Origin of the sequence: Dyella lipolytica (assembly GCF_030160075.1) — a bacterium.
GTDB classification, from domain to species: domain Bacteria; phylum Pseudomonadota; class Gammaproteobacteria; order Xanthomonadales; family Rhodanobacteraceae; genus Dyella_B; species Dyella_B lipolytica.
In genome coordinates, this window is the sequence record NZ_BSNQ01000009.1 from 600,819 (window position 1) to 622,145 (window position 21,327).

Here is a 21,327-nt window from a genome sequence, read left to right on the forward strand (position 1 = left end):
CATCTTTTCACCTTTTTTGGTGAAAATAAAGCGAAACAGGTGCCCGCCCGGGCGAATCTTTATATCCCTCGGATAATCAAGTACTTGCCGGTGCCCGGGCGAATGATTTAGCCCACAAGGTGCCGCTTGGCGATGTCAGGGGTTGAGACCGCCCTGCTCGATGCCGAGATGGGTTTTGCGCACCGCCTCCACGAAGCCGCCGAAAGGGAGGTCGGTGATGCCGACCAGACCGATATGGCTGTTCTCGCCATCGATTAGGCGGCCGGTTACCGGCTGGTCGATGTATTCGAACCAGTGCGTGCCCACGATGGCCGGATCGTGCGCGGCGGCCTGCACGAAGCGCGCATAGGCTTCACCGCGCTGCGCTTCGTTCCACACCGACACCACGCCCTTGCCGAACGGGCCGCGGTCGTCGGAGCCGAAATGGAATTCGCTGATCAGCACGGGCTTGTCCAGCTTATGCACGGCATCGAGATCGACACCATGCTGCGGAAGATCGGCATACACGTTGAAACTGATCACATCGCAATACTGCGCACACGAAGCCACGGCTTCCGGCGTGTTCGCCGCGAAACGTCCGCCGAGGAACAGGTGATGCGGATCGTGGCGATGAATCGCCGCCGCGACGAGGCCAAAATACGCATCGGCATATGCACGCAACCACGCGCTGTAATCGTCGGCTATGGCCGGATGCGCTTCGTTCGGCTCAGGAGCGGCGAAATTCGTGGCGTTCAAACCCGACCAATCGATGAATGCGATGCCCCATGCCGCCGCCAGCTTCGCAGGCTCGCCATATTTCTTTTTCAACATGGCGATGAACGCTTGCTTCGCATCGCTGCGCGCTTCGCCACGCAAGGTGCCGATCGCCAATCCCCAGCGCCCCTGCGGCCCCTGCCCGGCCCACGCCAGTTCGTTGTCGGCGAAATAGCCCAGCAGCCACGGATCGTTATGCGACGGTGCCGTTGCTTTCGTCACTGCACGTTCGACGGCCTGCGCAAAGCGTGGATCGAAGGGGTCGGGCATGCGGCCCCAGTAGTCGAAACCGCTGGAGACATTGCCGAAGTTGCCGTTGATATAAATCGGCAAGGTGTACGGCACGCGATGCAACTTGCCCAGCGCATCGTCGCTCCAGTTGCCGATGGTGTTGAAACCCCATGCTTGCAGACGATCGAGCGTGCGTTTGCGCCACACGGTCAACCAATCGGCGCTCTCGACGCGATAGAGATTGGCTTCATAGAAATCGAACCAGCGCCCGCGATTGGCACCGATGCCTGCGCTTGCGCCACGTTCGGCATCGCGGCTATCGCTGATACCGTAGAAGGTATGCCATGGCGATTGATCTGGCGGCAGATCGACGAACATGAATTCGCGACCTTGCACATAGGTGCGCGAGTTATCGGCAGCCACCGCATTGATGCCAAGAGAGAAAAACGCGTGGCCATCCGGCGTGACCAGCCACCAGCGCCCATTGGCTTTCTGCGTATGAAACCAGCCGGTGCGTTTGAGCGCGATAGCCTGACGACCACCGTAGGTGTCCAATCCATGCCGCTCCGCCAGTTGTGCGTCGAGCGTGCGGCGTTCCTGCATATGAGCTGTGCGTAAAGCGGTGTCGCTATCGATCTTCTCCGGCCACGTGCCGCGCGTGTACTGTCCCCACCGATCGACGATGCCGCGATAGGCATGCTGCAGCGCCATGTCACCCGTCGCCGTATCCACGTTGCCAAGCAGCAGTTGCTGTGCAGCTTGCGGCGCCGGCATGCTCAAACGAATGGCGCGCACCTGTGCCAAATCGATGGAGCCTTCGACTGTCGTCGCTACGAAGACAGCATGACCTTGGTCATCAAAAGGCATCGACGGCCCCACCTGCATGCCGAAGGCGCGTGGTGAAGTCGCATGCAGCGGAAGCACCAAGGTTTGTGCCGGACCCGCAGGCAACCCGACAACGGCATGCAGATGTTGTTCCGGCGCAGCACCATCGATATCGATGGTGAGCGTGAGCGCCCACGGCATGGCGTTCTGCACCTGTATCCGCAACGCGCCCTGTCCTGACCAATGCCACACGCCAGCAGCAGGTGTGATGATCAATTGCGGCTGACTGGATGGTTGGAACGCGTAACGTTGCAGCGGCGTGCCGTGGCTGTCGTGCTCCACGTTGCCGACGCGTTGCACTTGCTGCAGCTGCACGCCCGTCGACGAAACCGCGAGATCGGCCACGTCGGTTGCCATAGCGCGGCCGACGGGCAGCGCGCATAGCGCCGCGCTTGCGAGTAGCGCGACCCGCTTCATCTGACCTGCCGCCTCTGCCGATAACGCCAGACCGCATACACCGGCACACCGAGCGCAATAATCAGCAGACTCATGCCGGCATCGTGTGGCTTATCGATCGCCGTAGCCACGATGACACCCAACACGGTAGTGACGAATACAAACGGCAACAGGGGATACAAGGGCACGCGATACGGAGACGGTTGATCGGCAAAGCGGCGCCGATACCAGAACAACGTGGCGATGCCGAACGCATGGCCGAGCCATTCGCCCACCGTGGTGTAATCCAGCAATTGACCGAACGTACCCATCAAGGTCAGCACGATGGCCCATCCGCCCAGCACCGCCAGTGCGATCTGCGGTGCATGCCAGCGCGAGTCGATGCGACCCACCGAACGAAAGAACATGCCGTCCGCGCCCATGGTCTGCAGCACGCGCGCACCACCGGCAATGGCGATGCTGCAATAACCGAAGGTGGAGCAAGCGATGCCGACGGCCATGATCGTTGCGCCGCGCGCGCCAAAGATATGGCTCATCACATCTGCGGCCGGCGCAATGCTAGCGGCCAGACCGGCATGTCCAAGTCCCGTCAGATAGGCGATATTGACCAGCAGATAACACACCACGACACCGACCATGCCCATCGCCAGCGCGCGCGGCAGTGTGCGCTGCGGGTCACGGACCTCGCCGGCCAGATCGTTGAGATAGTGAAAACCGCCATAGGCGAACAGCACCGGCAGCAGTGCGCCGATCCACGCTCCGCTCGGCACCTGATGCGTGGTGTCCACGGCAAGCACACTATCGACATGTCCGTGCGCCAGCGCCAGCCCCACCACCACCAGCATCGCGATGGCTGCCACCTTGAGTATGGTGAACAAGTTCTGCATCCACGCGCCGGCGCGAATGCCGAACAGATTCACGCCGACGATGAAGGCAATCGCGCCCACAGCCACCGGCTTCACCCACCAACCGGGTAAGCCACCTGCGCGACAGAAATAATCGGCGAAGGTGGTCGCCACCGCCGCCACGCTGCCTGGATAGTTGATCAATGCCATGGTCCAGCCGAACAGGAAAGCCGGCAGTGACCCGAAGGCTTCACGCAAATAGATGTAGATGCCACCTGCCTGTGGGCGTCGCGCACCGAGCTCGGCGTAACACAACACACCGGCGAGGGTGAGCAAGCCGCCCACTGCCCATAGCGCCAGCAGTGGCAACCCGGAGGCCGTGCGCTCGGCCACCGTCGCTGGCGTGCGGAAGATGCCTCCGCCGATCACACCACCGACGACGATAGCGGCACCGTCCCAGACGCCAAGCCGCCGCACATAGGAATTGGAAGTTTCATCAGTCATAGGTGTCGACATTAACCTGAGTCGGCATCAAAAATCCGATGACCTCTGCCCTATGTACTGTCGTCCTTGACGGATCGGGCGCACCTCATGGGTACCGCCGTCAACGCAAAGTTGCATTGCCACTCGACAAAAGTCACGTTGACAGCCTCGATACAGGGCCCGGATACTTACGAGGTCACGCGCCATGACAGCTTTGCTGGCGCTTCGGCCCCGAGGGGTGCTGCGACGGACGCCAGTCCGCTACGCTCGGCCGGCCGACCATACAAAACGTTCAAGGGCGCCCACCCCAGTCAATGGAGGTGTACCCATGTCCGTGTCTCTTTCCGGCTATCGTCTAGCCATCGCTACATGTTCGCTATTTCCGACGGTCCATCCGGACGATGTTTATTTTGTCGACGTGCTGGAACGTCTTGGCGTGCAGACTACGTTCTGCATTTGGAACGATCCTGCGGTGGATTGGGCAGCGTTCGATGCTGTGCTGATCCGCACCATGTGGGATTATTTTCAGCATTACTCGGCATTTCTCTCGTGGGTGGAGTCGCTCGACCGACTTGGCGTTCCGGCGATCAACGACACTCGCCTGATTCGCTGGAACAGCGAGAAGCGCTATCTGCTCGATCTGGAACGACAAGGCGTCCCCATCATCCCAACCCGTATCGGACGTGGCGGACATCTATCGGAAGTATTGCCATCGATGTCTGGGCAAGATGTCGTCATCAAGCCCACGGTGAGCGGCGGTGCATGGCACACCTTGCGCGGTACGGTCGGCAGTGCGGATTTTCAACAGGCACTCGCGCTGCTTCCCACGCACCTCGATTACCTGGTGCAACCGTTCGTGCCGGAAATTGCGAGCCATGGCGAGTGGTCCTTGCTCCACTTCGCCGGGATCTACAGCCACGCGGTCATCAAATATCCCGCGGCCGGCGACTACCGCGTACAGCAGCAACACGGCGGCAGCGCCACCCAGGCCGTTCCTGATGCGGCCATCGTGAACGCGGCGGACAAGGCACTGGCTGCCGTGGCGGCACTGGGTCACCGCGAGCAAGCTTATGTCCGCGTCGACGGCGTGATGGTGGACGGTCAATTCCGCATCATGGAACTGGAGTTCATCGAACCGTTCTTGCATCTGGCGATACGTCCCGACGCCGCCGAACGTTTTGCGGAGTACATCATTGATCGGCTTCGCCGCTTGAAGAACGGTAGCGATAACCAGATAGCTTCTGCGAATGCCGGCGGTACGTCCTAGAATCGCACTTATCGTCCTCCGCCCGTACTTTTGTGCCCAACCTGCCGCCACGCAAGATTCTTCACGTCGACATGGACGCGTTCTACGCGTCGGTGGAACAGCGTGACGATCCTGCGCTGCGCGGCAAGCCGGTGGTCGTGGCATGGCGCGGCGCACGCTCGGTGGTGTGCGCCGCGAGTTATGAAGCACGCACGTTCGGCGTGCGCTCGGCGATGCCGGCGGTACGCGCCGAGCGGCTTTGCCCGCAGGCGATTTTCGTGCCGCCGGATTTTGTTCGTTACAAAGCCGTGTCGCGGCAAGTGCGCGAGATCTTTGCGCGGCATACGGATCTGATCGAGCCGCTGTCGTTGGACGAAGCCTATCTCGACGTCACCATTACCAAGACCGGATTGCCCTCGGCCACCGCAACGGCCGAGGCCATTCGCGCATCGATTCGCGAAGAAACACAGCTCACCGCATCGGCCGGTGTGGCGCCCAACAAATTCCTGGCGAAGATCGCTTCGGACTTCCGCAAACCCGATGGGCTGTTTGTAGTACGCCCGCATCAGATCGAAGCTTTCCTTGCGCCGTTGTCAGTGAGTCGCCTGCCCGGCGTAGGCAAAGTGATGGAGGCGAAGCTCGAGGCACTCGGCATAAAGACGGTGAGCGATTTGCGTGAATTGCCGCTAGCCGACATCGAGATGCGTTTCGGTCGCTGGGGCCGGCGTCTGCACGAGCTTTCGCTGGGTATCGATGAACATCCTGTGCAACCGAACCAACTCACACTGCAAGTTTCGGCCGAAGACACGTTCGAGCAGGATCTCACTTTGGACCAACTCGAGCCGCACATCCGCCGCCTGGCAGAGAAAACCTGGGCTGCGCATCAACGCGAAGCACTGGGCGGACGCATCGCGCGCACCATCGTGCTCAAGCTCAAGACCGCCGACTTTCACACGCTCACGCGCAGCTTCACGCCATCCATCCCCCCGCAAACAGCGAGCGAGCTGGCCGATGTGGCATGTGCCTTGCGCGATCGCGTGGAACGCCCCGCCGATAGCCGCTATCGCCTCGTCGGCGTGGGGTTATCGGGTTTTGTGGATAGGGACAACTTTATGGCTCAGAGCGATCTGTTCGCCAACGAGCGCGAGCGATGACCTACGCTGTTGATCGAAAGTGCAATCACAACGTCGTTCAATGATCCGCCGCTTGCGGCACGGGTTGATTGTCTGAGGCAACTGGCTGCACAGCCGCTGCTTTCGCTATCTCGATATTCCAGCCCGGTTCGAGCGGCGCCAAACGTTCTCTCAATGCACGCATATCCCCGGCGTCGGCACCGCTCGTAGCGGGAAGCGTGACGGTGATCTTGCGCCTGTTCATGTCGACAGCGACATCGCATGGCTGCTGCAAGAGATTCTTCACGTGCAAAGCGATCCAGGGTTCTGCTTGTCTTTTCAGTTCTTCTACCTGCAAATTCAAATCATCGACTTGGACGCGAAGCGCGTCTACCGTGGCTCTATCTCGCGTTATGCTGTCGCTCGCTTCCAAGGTCTGACGAACCTTCACTATCGGCGCGTGTTTGAGTTTTTGGCCGATCAGTGTCTGAATTTCTTCCTGCGCACCATTGAGATAGGAAGGCACCAGCAGAACCAGGTTGACCGCGAATCGCTCACCTCGGCGTTCCACCTTCATCTGCTCAATACTCCCGCCATGCTCGTGCAGATAGCCATCGACCGCTGCAGTCGCTTCTTTGGCCGCCCAGGACTGCTCGCCGATATTGCGTAGCGCGAGGCCCAAGGGAATGACCAGCACGGCAAACGTCACGACGATAACCGTAGCCTGCCAAGCGGTGTGCTGTGGTGAGTTGCCGGTGCCGAATCCGTACCATTTCGCAATCAGGGTGACGGAAAGTGCTATCACCAGCAGGTTGGTCATGAACAGGAAGGACGCGCCACCGGCGATACCCATGTCGCCGACAGCCAAACCATAGGCCACTACCGCAAGCGGCGGCATCAACGCCGTGGCAATGGCGACACCGACGATGGTTTCTCCCTTGCGAGTGATAACGGCGTAACCGCCAGCGAGACCGGAGAACAGCGCGACCAGAAGATCGAAGAGCGTGGGCTGCGTTCGCGCGAGAATTTCGCTGGTGGCTTCGCGCAACGGGGAAAGCCAAACAATGCACATTGCTGTCAGCAACGCTAGCGCGATGCCCGCCAGCAGCGCCACCAACGCGCGTCCCATCATGCGGAAGTCGACCACGCATAGCGAGAAGCCCAATTGAACAATCGGCCCCATCAGCGGCGAAATAAGCATCGCGCCGATGACCACGGCAGCGGACGATTGCAGAAGACCAAGGATAGCGATGCCGCAGGACATGATCGCCATGAAGGTGTAGCGCGGCGTCAGAACGCCACCATCCATGACGTTTGCCATAACGGCCGCATGATCGACGCCGCGAATCAAGTAGGCATTTCGCCAACGCCAAAAACGATTCACGCGGGATTGACCCGACGGCGTGGAACGGTCCGTATTCATGGGGAAGTCCTGAAATTCATCAAAATCGGAACAGTGCCGGTTCGCGAGCGAATGCCCTGGCATGTCCGCTGCACACGCAACCAAATCGTATTCATACCAAGCACCACGATGGCACCCGCATAAAACGCCGAAAAACCGTTGGCCAGCGATTCCTTGCGCGCAACTATATCCGCGAATCGCGCGGCTGTCTTGGAGTATATACGTCCATCAAAGTTCCGACTCACGCTGACCCGCAATGCACTCCGTGCACATTGGACGGCTAAATTGTCGCTCGGATTTGGGCAAAAAAAGACCCGGATCGCTCCGGGTCTCTTCGCTCGCACTGTGAGGAACGTTATTTTTTCTTGGGCATGTACAGATCGGTGATCGTGCCTTCGTAGACTTCGGCCGCCATGCCCACCGATTCGCTCAGCGTCGGATGCGGATGGATGGTCATGCCGATATCGGCGGCTTCGCTACCCATCTCGATGGCGAGCGCGATCTCGGAAATCAGATCGCCTGCATGTGGACCGATGATCGCACCGCCGACCACCCGATGGGTTTCTTCGTCGAACAGCAGCTTGGTGAAGCCTTCGGTGCGGTCGATGCCGATGGCGCGGCCGCTGGCCACCCACGGGAATTTGCCGACGCCGATCTTCAGACCCTTTTCCTTCGCTTCGCGCTCGGTTACGCCAACCCATGCCACTTCCGGATCGGTGAAGGCGACAGACGGAATGACGCGCGCATCGAAGTAGCTCTTCATGCCGGCGACGACTTCCGCCGCGACGCGTGCTTCGTGCGTGGCCTTATGCGCCAGCATCGGCTGACCGACCAGGTCGCCGATGGCAAAAATGTGAGGCACATTGGTGCGCATCTGCGTGTCGACGTTGATGAACCCGCGTTCGGTCACTGCTACACCGGCCTTGTCTGCGCCAATCTTGTTGCCGTTGGGCGAGCGGCCCACGGACACCAGTACGCGATCAAACACATTTGTGGCGGGAATGCTGTCGCCTTCGTAGCTGACTTCGATGCCTTTCTTGGTGGCCTTCGCGTCGACCACTTTGGTCTTGAGGTGCGCACCCTTGAGCTTGCCGCCCAGGCGCTTGGCCAGCGGTTTGATCAGATCGGCGTCGGCGCCGGGGATCAACTGGTCCATGAATTCGACGACAGTCACTTCGCTGCCGAGCGCGGAATACACGGTGGCCATTTCCAGGCCGATGATGCCGCCGCCCACGACCAGCAGCTTGGCCGGCACGTCCTTCAATTCAAGTGCTCCGGTGGAATCGACGATGCGCTCGTCGTCCCACGGGAATGCGGGCAGTTTCACCGATTGCGAACCCGCGGCGATGATGGCGTATTCGAAGCGGATCAGCTTCTTGCCTTCGGCCGTTTCGACTTCCATCTCGTTCGGCGAGACGAATGTACCGACGCCCTGCACAGTGCGCACTTTGCGCTGCTTGGCCATGCTGGCGAGGCCGCCGGTGAGCTGGCCGACCACCTTGGTCTTGAAGCTGCGTAGCTTGTCGATATCGATCTTGGGTTTGCCGAAGCTGACGCCGTGCGCAGCCATGGCTTCGGCTTCGTCGATCACTGCCGCCGCATGCAGCAGCGCTTTCGACGGAATGCAGCCGACATTGAGGCAGACACCACCGAGTGCGGCGTAACGTTCCACCAGCACGGTATCGACACCGAGATCGGCAGCGCGGAAGGCGGCGGTATAGCCACCCGGACCGGAACCAAGCACGACGAGTTTGCACTCGATATCGGCGGCTCTTCCAGATAGAGCCGCCGCTTGCGGCACCTTCGTTTCCTCTCCCCTCCGGGGAGAGGATTGAGTTGAGGGGGCGGGGCTCGCGGGTGATTGGCTAGTGCCACTCGCAATAGCGGGAGCACCTGGCGAGGTTGCCCCCTCACCCCGACCCTCTCCCCGAAGGGGAGAGGGAGTATCGGCTTCGGCGGAAGTTTCGAGTACGGCGATCACCGCACCTTCGGAAACCTCATCGCCCACTTTGAGCTTGAACTCTTTGATCACGCCGGCAGCGCTGGAGGGAATCTCCATCGTCGCCTTATCCGATTCCAGTGTGATCAGGCTTTGTTCTTTTTCGACTTTGTCGCCGACTTTCACCAGCACTTCGATCACCGGCACATGGTCGTGACCGCCGATGTCGGGGACTTTCACTTCGATCGTGTTCGCCATGATCGTTCCCCGTCAGAGCAGCAGGCGACGGATGTCGCCGAGCTGGGTGGCAAGGAAGGAGGCGAAGCGCGCGGCGAGTGCGCCGTCGATTACGCGATGGTCGTAGCTGAGCGACAGCGGCAGGATCAGCCGCGGCGCGAATTCCTTGCCGTTCCACACCGGCTTGGTCTGCGCCTTGGAGACGCCGAGGATCGCCACTTCCGGCGCGTTGACGATCGGCGTAAACGCGGTGCCGCCGATGCCGCCGAGCGAGGAGATCGAGAAGCAGCCGCCGGACATATCGTTCGGACCGAGCTTTTTGTCGCGCGCCTTCTTGGAGATTTCGCCCAGTTCGACAGCAAGATCCAGCAAACCTTTCTTGTCGCAGTCGCGAATCACCGGCACCACCAGGCCATCGGGCGTATCCACCGCGATGCCGATGTGGAAGTACTTCTTGAGAATCAGCTTCTCGGTGCTCTCATCCAACGATGCATTGAATTGCGGGAATTTCTTCAGCGCCGCGACCACCGCCTTGATCTGGAACACCAGCGGGGTGATCTTGAGGTCCTTGTTCTCTTCGCCGAGCTTCTTGCGGAAGGCTTCCAACTCGGTGATGTCGGCATCTTCGTGCTGGGTGACGTGCGGAATCATCGCCCAGTTGCGCGCGAGGTTGGCGCCGGAAATTTTCTGGATGCGCGACAGCGGCTTCTCTTCGATCTCGCCGAACTTGGCGAAATCGACCTTGGGCCACGGCAGCAGATTGAGGCCACCCGCCGAGGCAGCGGCACCCGACACGGGGCGTGCACCGGAAGCGAGCGCATGCTTGACGTAAGCCGTGACGTCCTCGCGCACGATGCGGCCACCGCGGCTGCTGCCCTTCACCTGCTGGATATCCACACCCAGCTCGCGCGCGAAGGCACGGATGGCGGGGCTGGCATACGGTGCATCGCCCGGCATGACGAGCTTGGCGTCGAACGGCGGGCGTGCCTGGGGCGACGCATCGCCTTCCGGCGCATTGCCGGGAAGCACGCTGCGGCCGCCCAGCGGGATCGGCTCTTCCTTTACCTCGGGTACCTTTGCGGGTGCCGGTGCCGGCGCGGGAGCTGTCGCGGCCGGAGCCGGGCTGGGCGCTGCAGCTACTGCGCCATCGGCCGCCTCGATAGTGGCAATGAGGGCGCCTTCCGATACTTCGTCGCCCACTTTGAGCTTCACTTCCTTGACCACACCGGCGAAGGGCGCGGGCACTTCCATCGTGGCCTTGTCCGACTCCAGGGTGATCAGGCTCTGGTCCTTTTCGACCCTGTCACCGGGTTTGATGAGCACCTCGATGACGGGCACATCGGCGTTGCCGCCGATATCAGGGACGCGGGCTTCTTTGAGGTCGGCCATGATTTCTCCTGCAGAGCGAAGGGCGGCCACGCTGGGGAGGCGGAGGCGGCCGCAAGGCTTCCATCATAGCAACCGGCACCCGCTACGGACATGCCGAATGGGCCCGAAAAGGCCATGCGCATACGTATGCGAAGATTTCCTACTCCGCAGCTCCCCTGACGATGTGCACTTCGCGCTGTGGGTACGGAATGTGGATGCCTTCGGCGTCAAAACCTTCCTTCACCGCACGCAACAGATCGGTCTGCGCCGGCCAGAAGTCGTTATTGCGTGTATAGGCGCGCAGCAACAGGTTCACCGAGCTCTCACCGAGGCTATCGGTCCAGGCGGTCGGCGCGGGATCTTTCAGGATGCGCGGATCGGCTTCGAACAAACGCTGCACGATACCGATGGCCTTGCCGATGTCATCGCCGTAGCCAATACCGACACGCAATTCGAAGCGCCGCGTACCGCGTCGGTTGAAATTGATGATGGCTTCGGCACCAATTTTCGAATTGGGTACGACAGCTTCGCGGTTGTCGGCCAGCACTAGTTGGGTGTGCATGAGATTGATGCTTTCCACCGTGCCATCGATGCCGCCGGCATGGATGAAATCACCCACCTTGAACGGGCGGAATATGATCAGCAACACACCCCATGCGAGATTGCTTAGCGAACCTTGCAGAGCCAGGCCGATGGCCAGACCGCCGGCGCCGAGTGCGGCAAGCAACGGTGCGCTGGGAACACCCGCCGTCTGCAGCGCAATCACGATCAGCACGGCAATCAGCACGCCGTAGAGCAGATTGCGCAGGAAGCCGCTCAGCGTGGGATCGATCGACGCGCGGTTCATCGCGCGCCGCAAAAAGTTCGCCAACCGCGCCGCCAGCCAGCTTCCTACCAGCAGAATCAACAACGCACCGATCAGTGCCGGACCGTGCCGGGTGAAAAAGCCGGTCAGATCGTCGAGCGAAAGTTGCAGGAGGTAATCGAACATGGCGCAATCCTTGGCAAAGCTGCTTGGAGCCTAGCAGCCGAGGTATGAATTGGCGTAGAGCCTGCAAAAAAAAGCCCGGTGGGGACCGGGCTTGCGACTGTCCCATGCCGGGGAAGCATGGCGTTTCGTGGGGAGTTACTAACGTTCGGCGTATTGGCTCGCCTTGTTGGAACCATCCATGTCGGTGGTCAGAAGCTGCAGGCGCCCGCCATCGGAAAGACGGAACTGGAATTGCTGCTGCAGTCGTTCGAGTTCGCCGAATTGCGGGCATAACGCTTCAGCGCGCTGCGCAAGCTTGTTGGCAGGTGCGTCGACGGCTTTGTCGATGGTGGCATCCAATGCATCCGTTCGCGCCTGCAGTGCAGCCAGCTTGTTCGGATCGCCGCTGAGTGCGTCTCGCACTACATCGCGCGTGACGTTACCGACCAGATCGGCCACCGTCCGCTGCATGTTGTCGCCAAACGCTTCGCCATCGTCGCCGGCTTTCCAGAAGCCGTGACCGAGCGAACCGTCGATCTGCTGCAGCGCATCGGTATGCCTGTCACGCAACTCCTGCAACATGCGTGTGCGCTCGTCGCCGTTGTCGGCCAGCGTGGCGACGACGGTCGTGAGTGCGGAATAGCCGATATCGACGCCATCGCGCGCAATCAACGCCATCGCCGGCAGTAACTCGCGCACGTGCTGCTCGTACTCGCGCAAGCGAGCCGCATCCTCTGCAGAAACAGGCGTCGCGCGGCCATCCACGCGCAATTGGCCGTCGTGTATGAAGACGTCGCCCGGATGGCCGTGATCGCGAGTGAACGCGATGCCATCCGGTTTGATCTGCACGTCGTAATCACTGTTGTAATTGCACTGGAGGTGATGCGTATGACTATCCGCGGCCTGCGCTCCGCCAGCGGCGGCGAGGCCAAGGACAATCGCGGTCACGATGGCATGACGAAGCATGAGCGGTTCCCTCCCAGGGACACGGACCGGAACGGCCGTTATGGGCTTTGATGCAATCCGTTGTGCATAGGGTTTAACACCAAGCCACTCGCCGGCATGGGCCGTACGTCATCCCGTGCCATCGGTCATGGACACGATGGCGCAGCGCACATAGGCAAACAGGCGAGTGCGCGATAAGTTGAGGCTTCAAAGCACACCCAGGGGCACCGTTTATGCAATCCACCGATGTCATTGTGGTCGGCGGCGGCCTGGCCGGCCTAGTCGCCGCCACCGAGCTGACCGATGCCGGCCGGCGGGTGCTGGTAGTCGAGCAGGAGCCGGAGCAGAGCCTCGGCGGACAAGCGTTCTGGTCCTTCGGCGGTCTGTTTTTCGTGGATTCGCCGGAACAGCGCCGCATGGGCGTTCGCGATTCGCACGCGCTGGCCCTGGCCGACTGGATGGGTACCGCCGCATTCGATCGCGCTGAAGATCATTGGCCGCGCCAGTGGGCCGAGGCTTACGTCGATTTTGCGGCGGGGGAGAAGCGCGCGTGGTTGCATGGCATGGGCATGCGCTGGTTCCCGGTCGTAGGCTGGGCCGAACGCGGTGGCTACGGCGCGATCGGTCACGGCAATTCGGTGCCGCGCTTCCATGTGACATGGGGCACTGGGCCGGGTGTTCTGGAACCCTTTCTGCGTCGTGCACGCGACGCGCAGAGCAAAGGTTTGCTGCAGTTCGCTTTCCGTCATCGCGTCGATGGATTGATGGTGGAAAACGGTAGCGTAGTCGGCGTGCATGGAGCGCAACTGGCAAACGATGTCGTCGAACGCGGTAAGCCGAGTTCGCGCGACGCAATCGGTGATTTCGAGTTTCGCGCGCAAGCCGTCATCGTTGCTTCCGGCGGTATCGGCGGCAATCACGAACTGGTGCGCAAGAACTGGCCCGGACGACTGGGGCCGCCACCTTCACACATGCTGTGCGGCGTACCCGCCCATGTAGACGGCCGCATGCTCGGCATCAGCGAAACGGCCGGCGCACGACTGATTAACCGCGACCGCATGTGGCATTACGTAGAAGGCATCGAGAATTGGAATCCGATCTGGCCGATGCATGCGATTCGCATTCTGCCCGGTCCTTCGTCGCTGTGGTTCGATGCGCGCGGCCAACGTCTTCCCGGTCCGCTGTGGCCCGGCTTCGACACCATGGGCACGCTCGAATACCTGCGACGCACCGGCTATGACTACAGCTGGTTTGTGCTGGATCAGCAAATCATCCGGCGCGAATTCGCACTTTCCGGCTCCGAACAGAACCCGGATCTCACCGGCAAGAGTTGGCGACAGGTGGCGAAACGCGCTGTCGGCAAGCTTGCACCCGGGCCGGTGGAAGCCTTCAAGCAGCACGGCCGCGACTTTATCGTGCGCGATAATCTGGATGATCTGGTCGCGGGCATGAATGCGCTGGCCGGCAATCAGCTGCTCGATGCGGCGCACGTACGCGCGGAGATCGAGGCGCGCGACCGCCAGTTCGACAATCCCTATGCGAAAGACAGCCAGGTGATGGCCATCCATAATGCGCGTCGTTATCGCGGTGATCGCCTGGTGCGTGTCGCGAAACCGCATCGCATGCTCGATCCGGCCAACGGCCCGCTGATCGCGGTACGACTGAACATTCTTACGCGCAAAACGCTGGGCGGATTGGAAACGGATCTGCAGGCGCGCGTATTGGGACACGACGGCCAGCCGCTGCGCGGACTTTACGCCGTTGGCGAAGCCGCGGGTTTTGGCGGCGGCGGATTGCACGGTTACCGCGCGCTGGAAGGTAGCTTCCTCGGCGGCTGTCTGTTTTCAGGGCGTGTCGCAGGACGCTCCGCCGCGTCCGCCATCGCATGATTTATCGGCCGCGCATCGCGATCTATGGTGCCGGCATGGTCGGCAACTATCTGGGCGGTCGACTGCACGAGCATGCACGCGTGCGATTCATTGCCCGGCCACGCATCGCCGCCACATTGAAAGAGCACGGACTAAAAATCAGCGACCTGCACGGACATCGGCAATACATCGCACCGGATGCATTGGACGTGCAGACAGGACCCGAGGCGGCGCACGATGCCGAGCTGGTGCTTGTCACGGTGAAATCCGCGGCGACGATGGAGGTGGCGCACGAACTGTCCAGCGTGATCGCTTCGGGCGTCCCCGTGATCAGCTTTCAGAACGGCGTGCGCAATGCCGCAGAGCTGCGCGCATCACTGCCCGGCCACACCGTCTTGGCCGGCATGGTGCCGTTCAATGTCACCCAGCCCGAACCCGGCCATTTCCACCAAGGCTCCTCCGGCGAGCTAACAGTGGAACGTTCTACTGCCATCGACGCTTTTTTGCCCGCCTTTGCAGCAAGCGGCACAGCGCTGCAGCTACAGGACAACATGCAAGCGGTGCTGTGGGCGAAATTGCTGATCAATCTCAACAATCCCCTGAACGCACTGAGCGGCTTGCCGCTGCGAGAAGAGTTGGCGCTACGACCGTGGCGGCGCTGTCTTGCACTGTTACAGCGCGAAGGTTTACGGGCATTGGATGCGGCCGGCATTTACCCTGCTCAACTCACCACCCTGCCCGCTCGCTGGCTGCCAAACGTGTTGTCCTTGCCGGATGCGCTGTTCAACCGTATGGCCGCACGCATGCTGGCGATCGATCCGCTGGCGCGCTCGTCGACCTGGGAAGATCTGCAGGCGGGGCGACGCACCGAGGTCGATTACATCAATGGTGAGATCGTCGCGCTTGCAGGATCAAATGGGTTACGTGCCCCCGCCAATGCGCGCATCGTTGCCTTGATACGCGAGGCGGAACGGTCATACGTTCGATGGGATGCAATGACCCTGCTGAACGAGTTGCGCAGCGCACGCTAACGAAGATCAGCGTCGCACATCTTCGATATGCGCAACCTTACCGTCCACGATGGTAACGGTGGTGATGTGACCGTCACGCAAGTATTGCCATTTCTCGCCCTTGTCTGTCTTGGCGGATGAGGCCTGCTTTCCCTTGCGATGACTGGAAGCCTTGGACGACGTCTTGTGCGAGCTGCTGCTTTTGCCTGATGTCGCACTCTTTGCACGCCCGGAAGGGTTGCCCAGCAACGCCTTCACTCGCGCAGCGCTGTCGCCGACCACCAGCAACTGACTCCCAACGCGCAAACTTTCCAGCGCCTGCGCGGAGAAAGTGCACGTCAGCAAAACCAACAAAATAAGAAAACGTCGCATGACATGCTCCATGTCGTAGTGAGGCCAGGTTCCATGGCCGAATCGGGTGCGTTGTCAGAAGCCGGCGTCGGGCTCTGCGAGGTAGGCCAGTTCGTCTGGCGTACTGACGCGACCGAGCACGGCGTTCCGATGCGGGAAGCGACCGAAACGCGCAATCACCTCCCGATGCTGCCGAGCATAATCGAGAAAACCGGCGTAGCGATCACGCTCATTCGGCGGAACGCCGTTGCACAATGCCTCGAACAACGTGACGGAACGCTGCTGCAATGCGCTGTTCTCGGCGTGCTCCAGTGGCATGTAGGCGAACACACGCTGGATCGCTGGCAGTTGGCGGTCGAAACCTTCCTCGATACCCCACAACGCCAGTTGCTGTGCGAGAAGGTCCTGCGCCCAAGCGCGCGGATCGTGGCGATAGAGATTGCGCGGAAACTGGTCCAGTACGATCAGCAAGGCCAGCCATCCCGATGGCGTTGCTGACCAGTCGCTAAGCTTTCCTGCCGCGGCAGATTCAGTCGTTTTCGCGAAATGCTCGCGGATCAAGGCATCGAAGTGCGAGTTGGTGGCGTACCACTCGCTGTGGTTTGCAGGGTCGAACCAGAACGCCAGTACCGCCAAGGCCTCGGGCGGCGGATTCGCCACACTCAATGCCCGACGGCCTTGGCCAAACTGTGCATATCCAGATGGATCGACCGCAGGCGCGGAAGCTGGCGATGCAGCGCGGTCGTCACGTCGCCAGGCGCTACCCGGGTCAAGACGCGCTCGAATGCACGCAGCAGGCTTTGTTCGTGGTGCGCGAGCAGGCGAATCCAGGCGTCGTCACTGCGCGGTATGCCGCGTACCAACCATGCATCGAGTCGCTGACGTGCAGCGCCGATCATGCCGCTGCGCGTGGCAGGCGCATTGGCGTTGCTGCGCATCTGGGCTTGCAATTCGGCGATCACTTCGGTCAGTGACTGCGCTTCTTCATCCAGCACGGTGCGCAAACCCGGCTCACTCACCTGTGCGGCGGCATGACGATACAACGCGCACAGCTCGATGCTGCGGCGTATCAGGTCATTGCACAGATGTCGGGGTTCAAGCGACACGGTGTCGCCTCCTGCCTAGTCTCGAATCAAGAACGACCCCATGGTGCAGGACCGGCACTTAGCGGCGGATAAACCCGCCTGCTCCGCCGCGAACCCGCTCAGCGACGTTTCATCGACCGATCAGGACAAGGTTCAAAGGCCGGCCGTTGCTGGCTCGAACGCCTTGCTGGAGCTCGGACAGGCGCTGGATATCCGGGCAAAGCGCCTGGATTTCGGGTCGCAGGGCCTGCAAGCGTTGCTGCAGGCGAGGCTGAAAACCAGCGGTGAGGTTGGTAGCGCGATCGCGCAGCTCGGCCGCTTGCTGCAGATCTCCGCTCAGGGCCGCATTGAGAGCCTGCTGCCCGAGCGCCGAGGCGAACAGCGGGGCAATGTCGTCGACGACCTGGTTGGCGTATTGATTGGCCGCGTCACCGTGCCAGTCGTGCGTGCTCTGGCTGGCAGCGATGCGCTGGCGCAATTCGGCCGAGTGTGCGGCCAAGCGGCGATCGAGCTCTGCCCGTGTGTCGGCATCCAGACTCAGACTGCCCGACTCGTCGTCGATCGCCTTCATGGTCAAACCGACACCCTGCTGGGCTACCGCTTTCACCCGCGGCATCAAGGCACGCAGGTCGCGCTGGAACAGCTCGAGGCGGTCCTGATCCTCTGCACTCAAGGAGACGGACTGACCATCGGTTTGCAGCATGCCCTGACTCAGTACAACGCGTGTGGGCGAGGGGGCTGCGCGATCGAACACCAACCGATCCGATTGCACGGTGAGGTCGTAGCTGCTGGTGGCATGGCAGACCTTGCCTAGATCCTGCGCATGCACGCTGCCGCAGGCAACGACAAGCATGGCGGTGGCGAGCAGTCGATTCATAGACATAGGAAAGCTTTGTCGGCACGATTGAACCATGGCCGATACCGATAAGGCCCGCTATGGGAACCGGTGCTGAATCAGCCCCTGCGCGCCCGGAATTGCAGGCGGACGGCAGGCTGACCTAATTGCCAGGCCAGCCACAGCAGCACTGGCACGGCGATCGCTCTCAGCCCCAACCCGACCAGCACGATGCGTCGCAAGTCCCCGAGCTGCATGTTCGGTATCGATGACGCTTGTGCATTCGCCGATAAAGCCGAGCCGGCCTCATTGAGCGTGCCCCATTGCTGCCACAGCAGGAGGCCGCGATAGGCGCTCCATACGCATAAAACCAGCGCGATCACCCGCAAAACCGGTCGCGCCCACGCCTGCCGCAGAATGCAACCGGCACAAGCGACGATCAGCACCAGCGCTGCCACCAGATACCCGAGATCCCAGGCCAGCATACCGTGCAGGGCCGCACCGCTCTGTTCATCGCCGGCCGGCAGCGTTTGCAAGACACCCCACACCTGCTGCGCATGCTTGATGTATTGCACGCCACCGTACGCTGCCAACAGCAGCAGCAGCCACGCGAGCATGCGCCACCAGGCAAACCCGGACTTTGTTCGTCCGCCCAAATCGGCTCCGGAAATCAGCATCAGGCAGCCTTTTTCAACGTAGCGAGGTCGCTCAGCACTTGAGCGGAATTTTTCTCCGGATCCACGTCGCGGTAAATCTTGGCGATCTTGCCGTTCGGGTCGATCAGGAACGTGGTGCGCTTGGCGAAATGCAGCCCGATGGCCGAGGTCAGCACGCCGTAGCTAGTAGCTACCTGGCGGTTGGCGTCGGACAGCAGCGGAAACGGCACGTGATATTTGGCTGCGAATTCGGCGTGCGACTTCACATCGTCCAGGCTCACGCCCACTACTTCGGCGCCCGCCTGGCGCAGCTTGGCGATGTCATCGCGAAAGGTGCAGACCTCGGTGGTGCAGCCCGGCGTGAAATCCTTGGGATAGAAGTACATCACCAGCCAATGCCCGTGAAAATCGACCGGCGTATGCCAATGACCGCTCTGATCCTGCAGATTGAACGCAGGCGCGGTCTGACCGACCTGCGGATTACCTTGCGTGGGGGCGCCAAACACGGGAACCGCGAGCAGGCTCAGCAAGAAGGTCATCACGAGCACAACCGAAAAACGGCGCATGGACGAAACCCCACGAGGAAATAGGCTGCGGCGAGTATACGCCGCCCCATAAATACGAAAGGCGCCGCAAGGCGCCTTTCGCAATGGAGCACTTTCGCATCAATGAGTAATCGTGAACTTGCCCACCGAAACGCCCAGATTGATGCCCTCGCCAGCGCCAGCCAGCGCCAGCGACGTGGTGCCCTTGGTCAGCACGTCGGCGGAGCCGCTTTTCACCACGCCTGCCTCGGCCCCCGCCTGCGCGTAATCGCCGAACACATCCTGGATACTGCGAACATGGGTGATCTCGCCCGTGCCGTTGTCGATACGGTACTTGCCGGCAGTCAGGCCGCCGCCGACCACATTGATCTTCACTGCCGCGCGCTCGCCGTTGTCGCAGACAACCGTGCCGTGGCCTTCGGCGTGCTTATAAAGAATCGACCAACCCGCCAGGCTGAACTTCAGATGGCACTTCAGGTTGGCTTCGGCAGCCTGTGCCGGGGCCGCCGGCAAACTCGCCAGCCCGCCCGCACAAAGCAACAGGGCGGCGGTCAAACCAAGGGTGCGCTTACTCATGGACGTTCTCCTTTACGTTGCGTTACGGTCATCGATAAAGGCCGCGTTGCGAGAGTGTCCCGCTTAGCGACTGAACAAACAGGCAAGCACGACTAAGGACGTTCAGGATCGGTAAGCCCGTGTTACGAGGACGTGGAGACGAAGTCTATTGTTTCTCCCTGCTTGATGCTTAACTAACAACACGCCGCGCACACTGAAATGCGCCGTCCATGTTCCTGCCATGGAGGAAACATGCTCAAGTATTCGCTAGTGGGCTATGACAGTTCCGATTCTTCGCAACGTGCTTTTCGTTTCGCCATGGAACTGGCGCGAGCGGCCGGCGGCCGGGTGCGGGTCGTCTCGGTGCTGCAGGTTATCCAGGGAGGCGCGGACGCCTGCGCCCTGATGATGAGCGACTCGGCCGCACAGCGTACCCAGGAACTGCAGCAGGAACTTCAGGCCATCGCCCCAGACACCGACAAACTGGTGGACCTGGAAATTACCCATGGCAGCCCCGGCGACGTGCTGCTCAACCAGATCCGGCAGCACCCCATCGACCACATTGTGATCGGCCACACCGCCCGCGGCACGCTCGGCCGCTGGCTGCTCGGCTCGGTCTCTGAAGACGTGCTGGCGCGTGCCCGGGTACCCGTCACAGTGGTTCGCTGAGGCGCCCTTAGCAATTTGGGTCGGCTAGCATTAATCCGTCTCACTGTTCACCCTTTATGCTGTTGTCCCCGATCTGTCATGGGACGGATGGTCTTTTCTGCACAGGAAACTCCACGTGGACTACAGCCCCGTCCTGCCATGGACCCTGGAAAGCCTAAATTTCGCCGACATCGACATCGCTCGCGTCCGGCACAATGAAAATCTCTTCCTACTGCTTTGCGGCGCCTCGTTCGTCGAGAGCGGCTCGGATCTGTATACGCACAATCTGATCGAACATTTCGACGGCGACCTGGAGCTGCAAACCTGGCTGCGTGAGCATTGGGAGCACGAGGAGCTACAACACGGCCGCGCCCTGGCCGCTTACGTGCAATATGTCTGGCCCGAGTTCGACTGGGATGCCGGCTTTCAGGCCTTCTGGGAAGACTACGGCGCCTTGTGCACGAACGAGCATCTGGAACCCTCGCGCGGGCTGGAACTGGCTGCGCGCTGCGTCGTCGAGACCGGCACCGCCAGCCTCTATCGCGCGCTGAACGATATCGTGGACGAGCCCGTGCTGAAGCAGCTCACCAATCACATCAAGAGCGACGAAGTGCGGCACTACAAGCACTTCTATCAGGCGTTCCTGCGCTATCGCGAGCATGAGCGGCTGGGGCGCTACAAGGTTTTCCGCGCCATCCTTCGCAGGGTCAACGAGATCCGCAACGAGGACAGCGATATTGCGTTGCGTCACGTGTTCAACCAGTGCTACCCGCAACACAAGGACGACAAAGTGCAGTTTCAGAAGGTCGCCGGACCTGCTCAAGCACTACTACGCCGGCATATCCCCGCCGATATGACGGTGAAAATGCTGCTCAAGCCATTGGATCTGCCGCCGCGGCTGCAGCAGTCGCTGGAAAAGCCACTGGCCCGTATCAGCGAAAAGCTGTTTTTGCAGTAGCGAG

General features: G+C 61.1%; 20 protein-coding genes. 6 read left to right on the forward strand and 14 right to left on the reverse strand.

The window, feature by feature from the left end; translation table 11 throughout:
* Positions 1-135: 135 nt before the first annotated feature.
* On the reverse strand, positions 136-2,286 hold the full coding sequence (locus QQL64_RS15815) for a beta-agarase (protein ID WP_284401383.1): 2,151 nt from the start codon (positions 2,284-2,286) through the stop codon (positions 136-138).
* Positions 2,283-3,614 carry an APC family permease gene (locus tag QQL64_RS15820; protein ID WP_284401384.1) on the reverse strand — a complete coding sequence of 444 codons (1,332 nt, stop codon included), beginning with the start codon at positions 3,612-3,614 and terminating at the stop codon, positions 2,283-2,285. The genes QQL64_RS15815 and QQL64_RS15820 overlap by 4 nt, the downstream gene beginning before the upstream one ends.
* Before the next feature lie 307 nt (positions 3,615-3,921).
* Between QQL64_RS15820 and QQL64_RS15825 the strand changes: the two genes are divergently transcribed.
* Both QQL64_RS15825 and dinB read left to right on the forward strand, forming a co-directional pair.
* Positions 3,922-4,860, forward strand: a complete 939-nt coding sequence (locus tag QQL64_RS15825) for an ATP-grasp domain-containing protein (RefSeq protein WP_284401386.1) — start codon at positions 3,922-3,924, stop codon at positions 4,858-4,860.
* Positions 4,861-4,892: 32 nt separating this feature from the next.
* Complete coding sequence (gene dinB / locus QQL64_RS15830; RefSeq protein ID WP_284401388.1) at positions 4,893-5,993, forward strand: DNA polymerase IV; 1,101 nt, start codon at positions 4,893-4,895, stop codon at positions 5,991-5,993.
* Between the two features lie 37 nt (positions 5,994-6,030).
* Here dinB and QQL64_RS15835 read toward each other — a convergent pair whose 3' ends face one another.
* The 5 genes from QQL64_RS15835 to QQL64_RS15855 all read right to left on the reverse strand — a co-directional run bounded on the left by QQL64_RS15835 (position 6,031) and on the right by QQL64_RS15855 (position 12,833).
* Positions 6,031-7,374: a DUF389 domain-containing protein gene (locus tag QQL64_RS15835; RefSeq protein WP_284401390.1), complete on the reverse strand. Its 1,344-nt coding sequence runs from the start codon at positions 7,372-7,374 to the stop codon at positions 6,031-6,033.
* 334 nt (positions 7,375-7,708) lie between these two features.
* Positions 7,709-9,550, reverse strand: coding sequence for a dihydrolipoyl dehydrogenase (lpdA, locus tag QQL64_RS15840; protein WP_284401392.1), 1,842 nt, complete (start codon positions 9,548-9,550; stop codon positions 7,709-7,711).
* A 12-nt stretch (positions 9,551-9,562) separates the two neighbouring features.
* A complete protein-coding gene (aceF, locus tag QQL64_RS15845; protein ID WP_284401394.1) occupies positions 9,563-10,918 on the reverse strand; it encodes a dihydrolipoyllysine-residue acetyltransferase in 1,356 nt (451 codons plus the stop codon).
* 139 nt (positions 10,919-11,057) lie between these two features.
* Entirely contained in the window at positions 11,058-11,888 is an 831-nt protein-coding gene (locus QQL64_RS15850) for a mechanosensitive ion channel family protein (protein WP_284401396.1), read from the reverse strand.
* 138 nt (positions 11,889-12,026) lie between these two features.
* Positions 12,027-12,833: a DUF2884 family protein gene (locus QQL64_RS15855; protein WP_284401398.1), complete on the reverse strand. Its 807-nt coding sequence runs from the start codon at positions 12,831-12,833 to the stop codon at positions 12,027-12,029.
* Between the two features lie 212 nt (positions 12,834-13,045).
* Between QQL64_RS15855 and QQL64_RS15860 the strand changes: the two genes are divergently transcribed.
* Both QQL64_RS15860 and QQL64_RS15865 read left to right on the forward strand, forming a co-directional pair.
* Positions 13,046-14,701 (forward strand): FAD-binding dehydrogenase, encoded by a 1,656-nt coding sequence (locus tag QQL64_RS15860; protein WP_284401400.1) that lies wholly within the window; start codon positions 13,046-13,048, stop codon positions 14,699-14,701.
* The gene (locus tag QQL64_RS15865; RefSeq protein ID WP_284401401.1) at positions 14,698-15,711 is read left to right on the forward strand and encodes a 2-dehydropantoate 2-reductase; all 1,014 of its coding nucleotides are present in this window, start codon (positions 14,698-14,700) and stop codon (positions 15,709-15,711) included. Before QQL64_RS15860 ends, QQL64_RS15865 begins: the two co-directional genes overlap by 4 nt.
* Before the next feature lie 6 nt (positions 15,712-15,717).
* On the opposite strand, the gene QQL64_RS15870 is transcribed toward QQL64_RS15865, so the two are convergent.
* From QQL64_RS15870 to QQL64_RS15900, 7 genes are all read right to left on the reverse strand, one after another.
* Positions 15,718-16,062 carry a DUF2845 domain-containing protein gene (locus tag QQL64_RS15870; protein WP_284401402.1) on the reverse strand — a complete coding sequence of 115 codons (345 nt, stop codon included), beginning with the start codon at positions 16,060-16,062 and terminating at the stop codon, positions 15,718-15,720.
* 54 nt (positions 16,063-16,116) lie between these two features.
* Positions 16,117-16,701: a DUF924 family protein gene (locus QQL64_RS15875; protein ID WP_284401405.1), complete on the reverse strand. Its 585-nt coding sequence runs from the start codon at positions 16,699-16,701 to the stop codon at positions 16,117-16,119.
* 2 nt (positions 16,702-16,703) lie between these two features.
* Positions 16,704-17,147, reverse strand: a complete 444-nt coding sequence (locus QQL64_RS15880; protein WP_284401406.1) for a PA2169 family four-helix-bundle protein — start codon at positions 17,145-17,147, stop codon at positions 16,704-16,706.
* 109 nt (positions 17,148-17,256) lie between these two features.
* Positions 17,257-18,009 (reverse strand): DUF2884 family protein, encoded by a 753-nt coding sequence (locus QQL64_RS15885; protein ID WP_284401407.1) that lies wholly within the window; start codon positions 18,007-18,009, stop codon positions 17,257-17,259.
* Between the two features lie 71 nt (positions 18,010-18,080).
* Positions 18,081-18,638 carry a hypothetical protein gene (locus tag QQL64_RS15890; RefSeq protein ID WP_284401410.1) on the reverse strand — a complete coding sequence of 186 codons (558 nt, stop codon included), beginning with the start codon at positions 18,636-18,638 and terminating at the stop codon, positions 18,081-18,083.
* Positions 18,638-19,183 (reverse strand): peroxiredoxin, encoded by a 546-nt coding sequence (locus tag QQL64_RS15895; protein WP_284401412.1) that lies wholly within the window; start codon positions 19,181-19,183, stop codon positions 18,638-18,640. The genes QQL64_RS15890 and QQL64_RS15895 overlap by 1 nt, the downstream gene beginning before the upstream one ends.
* A 99-nt stretch (positions 19,184-19,282) precedes the next feature.
* On the reverse strand, positions 19,283-19,738 hold the full coding sequence (locus QQL64_RS15900; RefSeq protein ID WP_284401414.1) for a hypothetical protein: 456 nt from the start codon (positions 19,736-19,738) through the stop codon (positions 19,283-19,285).
* Between the two features lie 231 nt (positions 19,739-19,969).
* Here QQL64_RS15900 and QQL64_RS15905 point away from each other — a divergent pair, with 231 nt between their 5' ends.
* Both QQL64_RS15905 and QQL64_RS15910 read left to right on the forward strand, forming a co-directional pair.
* Entirely contained in the window at positions 19,970-20,386 is a 417-nt protein-coding gene (locus QQL64_RS15905; RefSeq protein ID WP_284401416.1) for a universal stress protein, read from the forward strand.
* Between the two features lie 115 nt (positions 20,387-20,501).
* Complete coding sequence (locus QQL64_RS15910; RefSeq protein WP_284401417.1) at positions 20,502-21,323, forward strand: ferritin-like domain-containing protein; 822 nt, start codon at positions 20,502-20,504, stop codon at positions 21,321-21,323.
* The last annotated feature ends 4 nt before the right edge of the window (positions 21,324-21,327 follow it).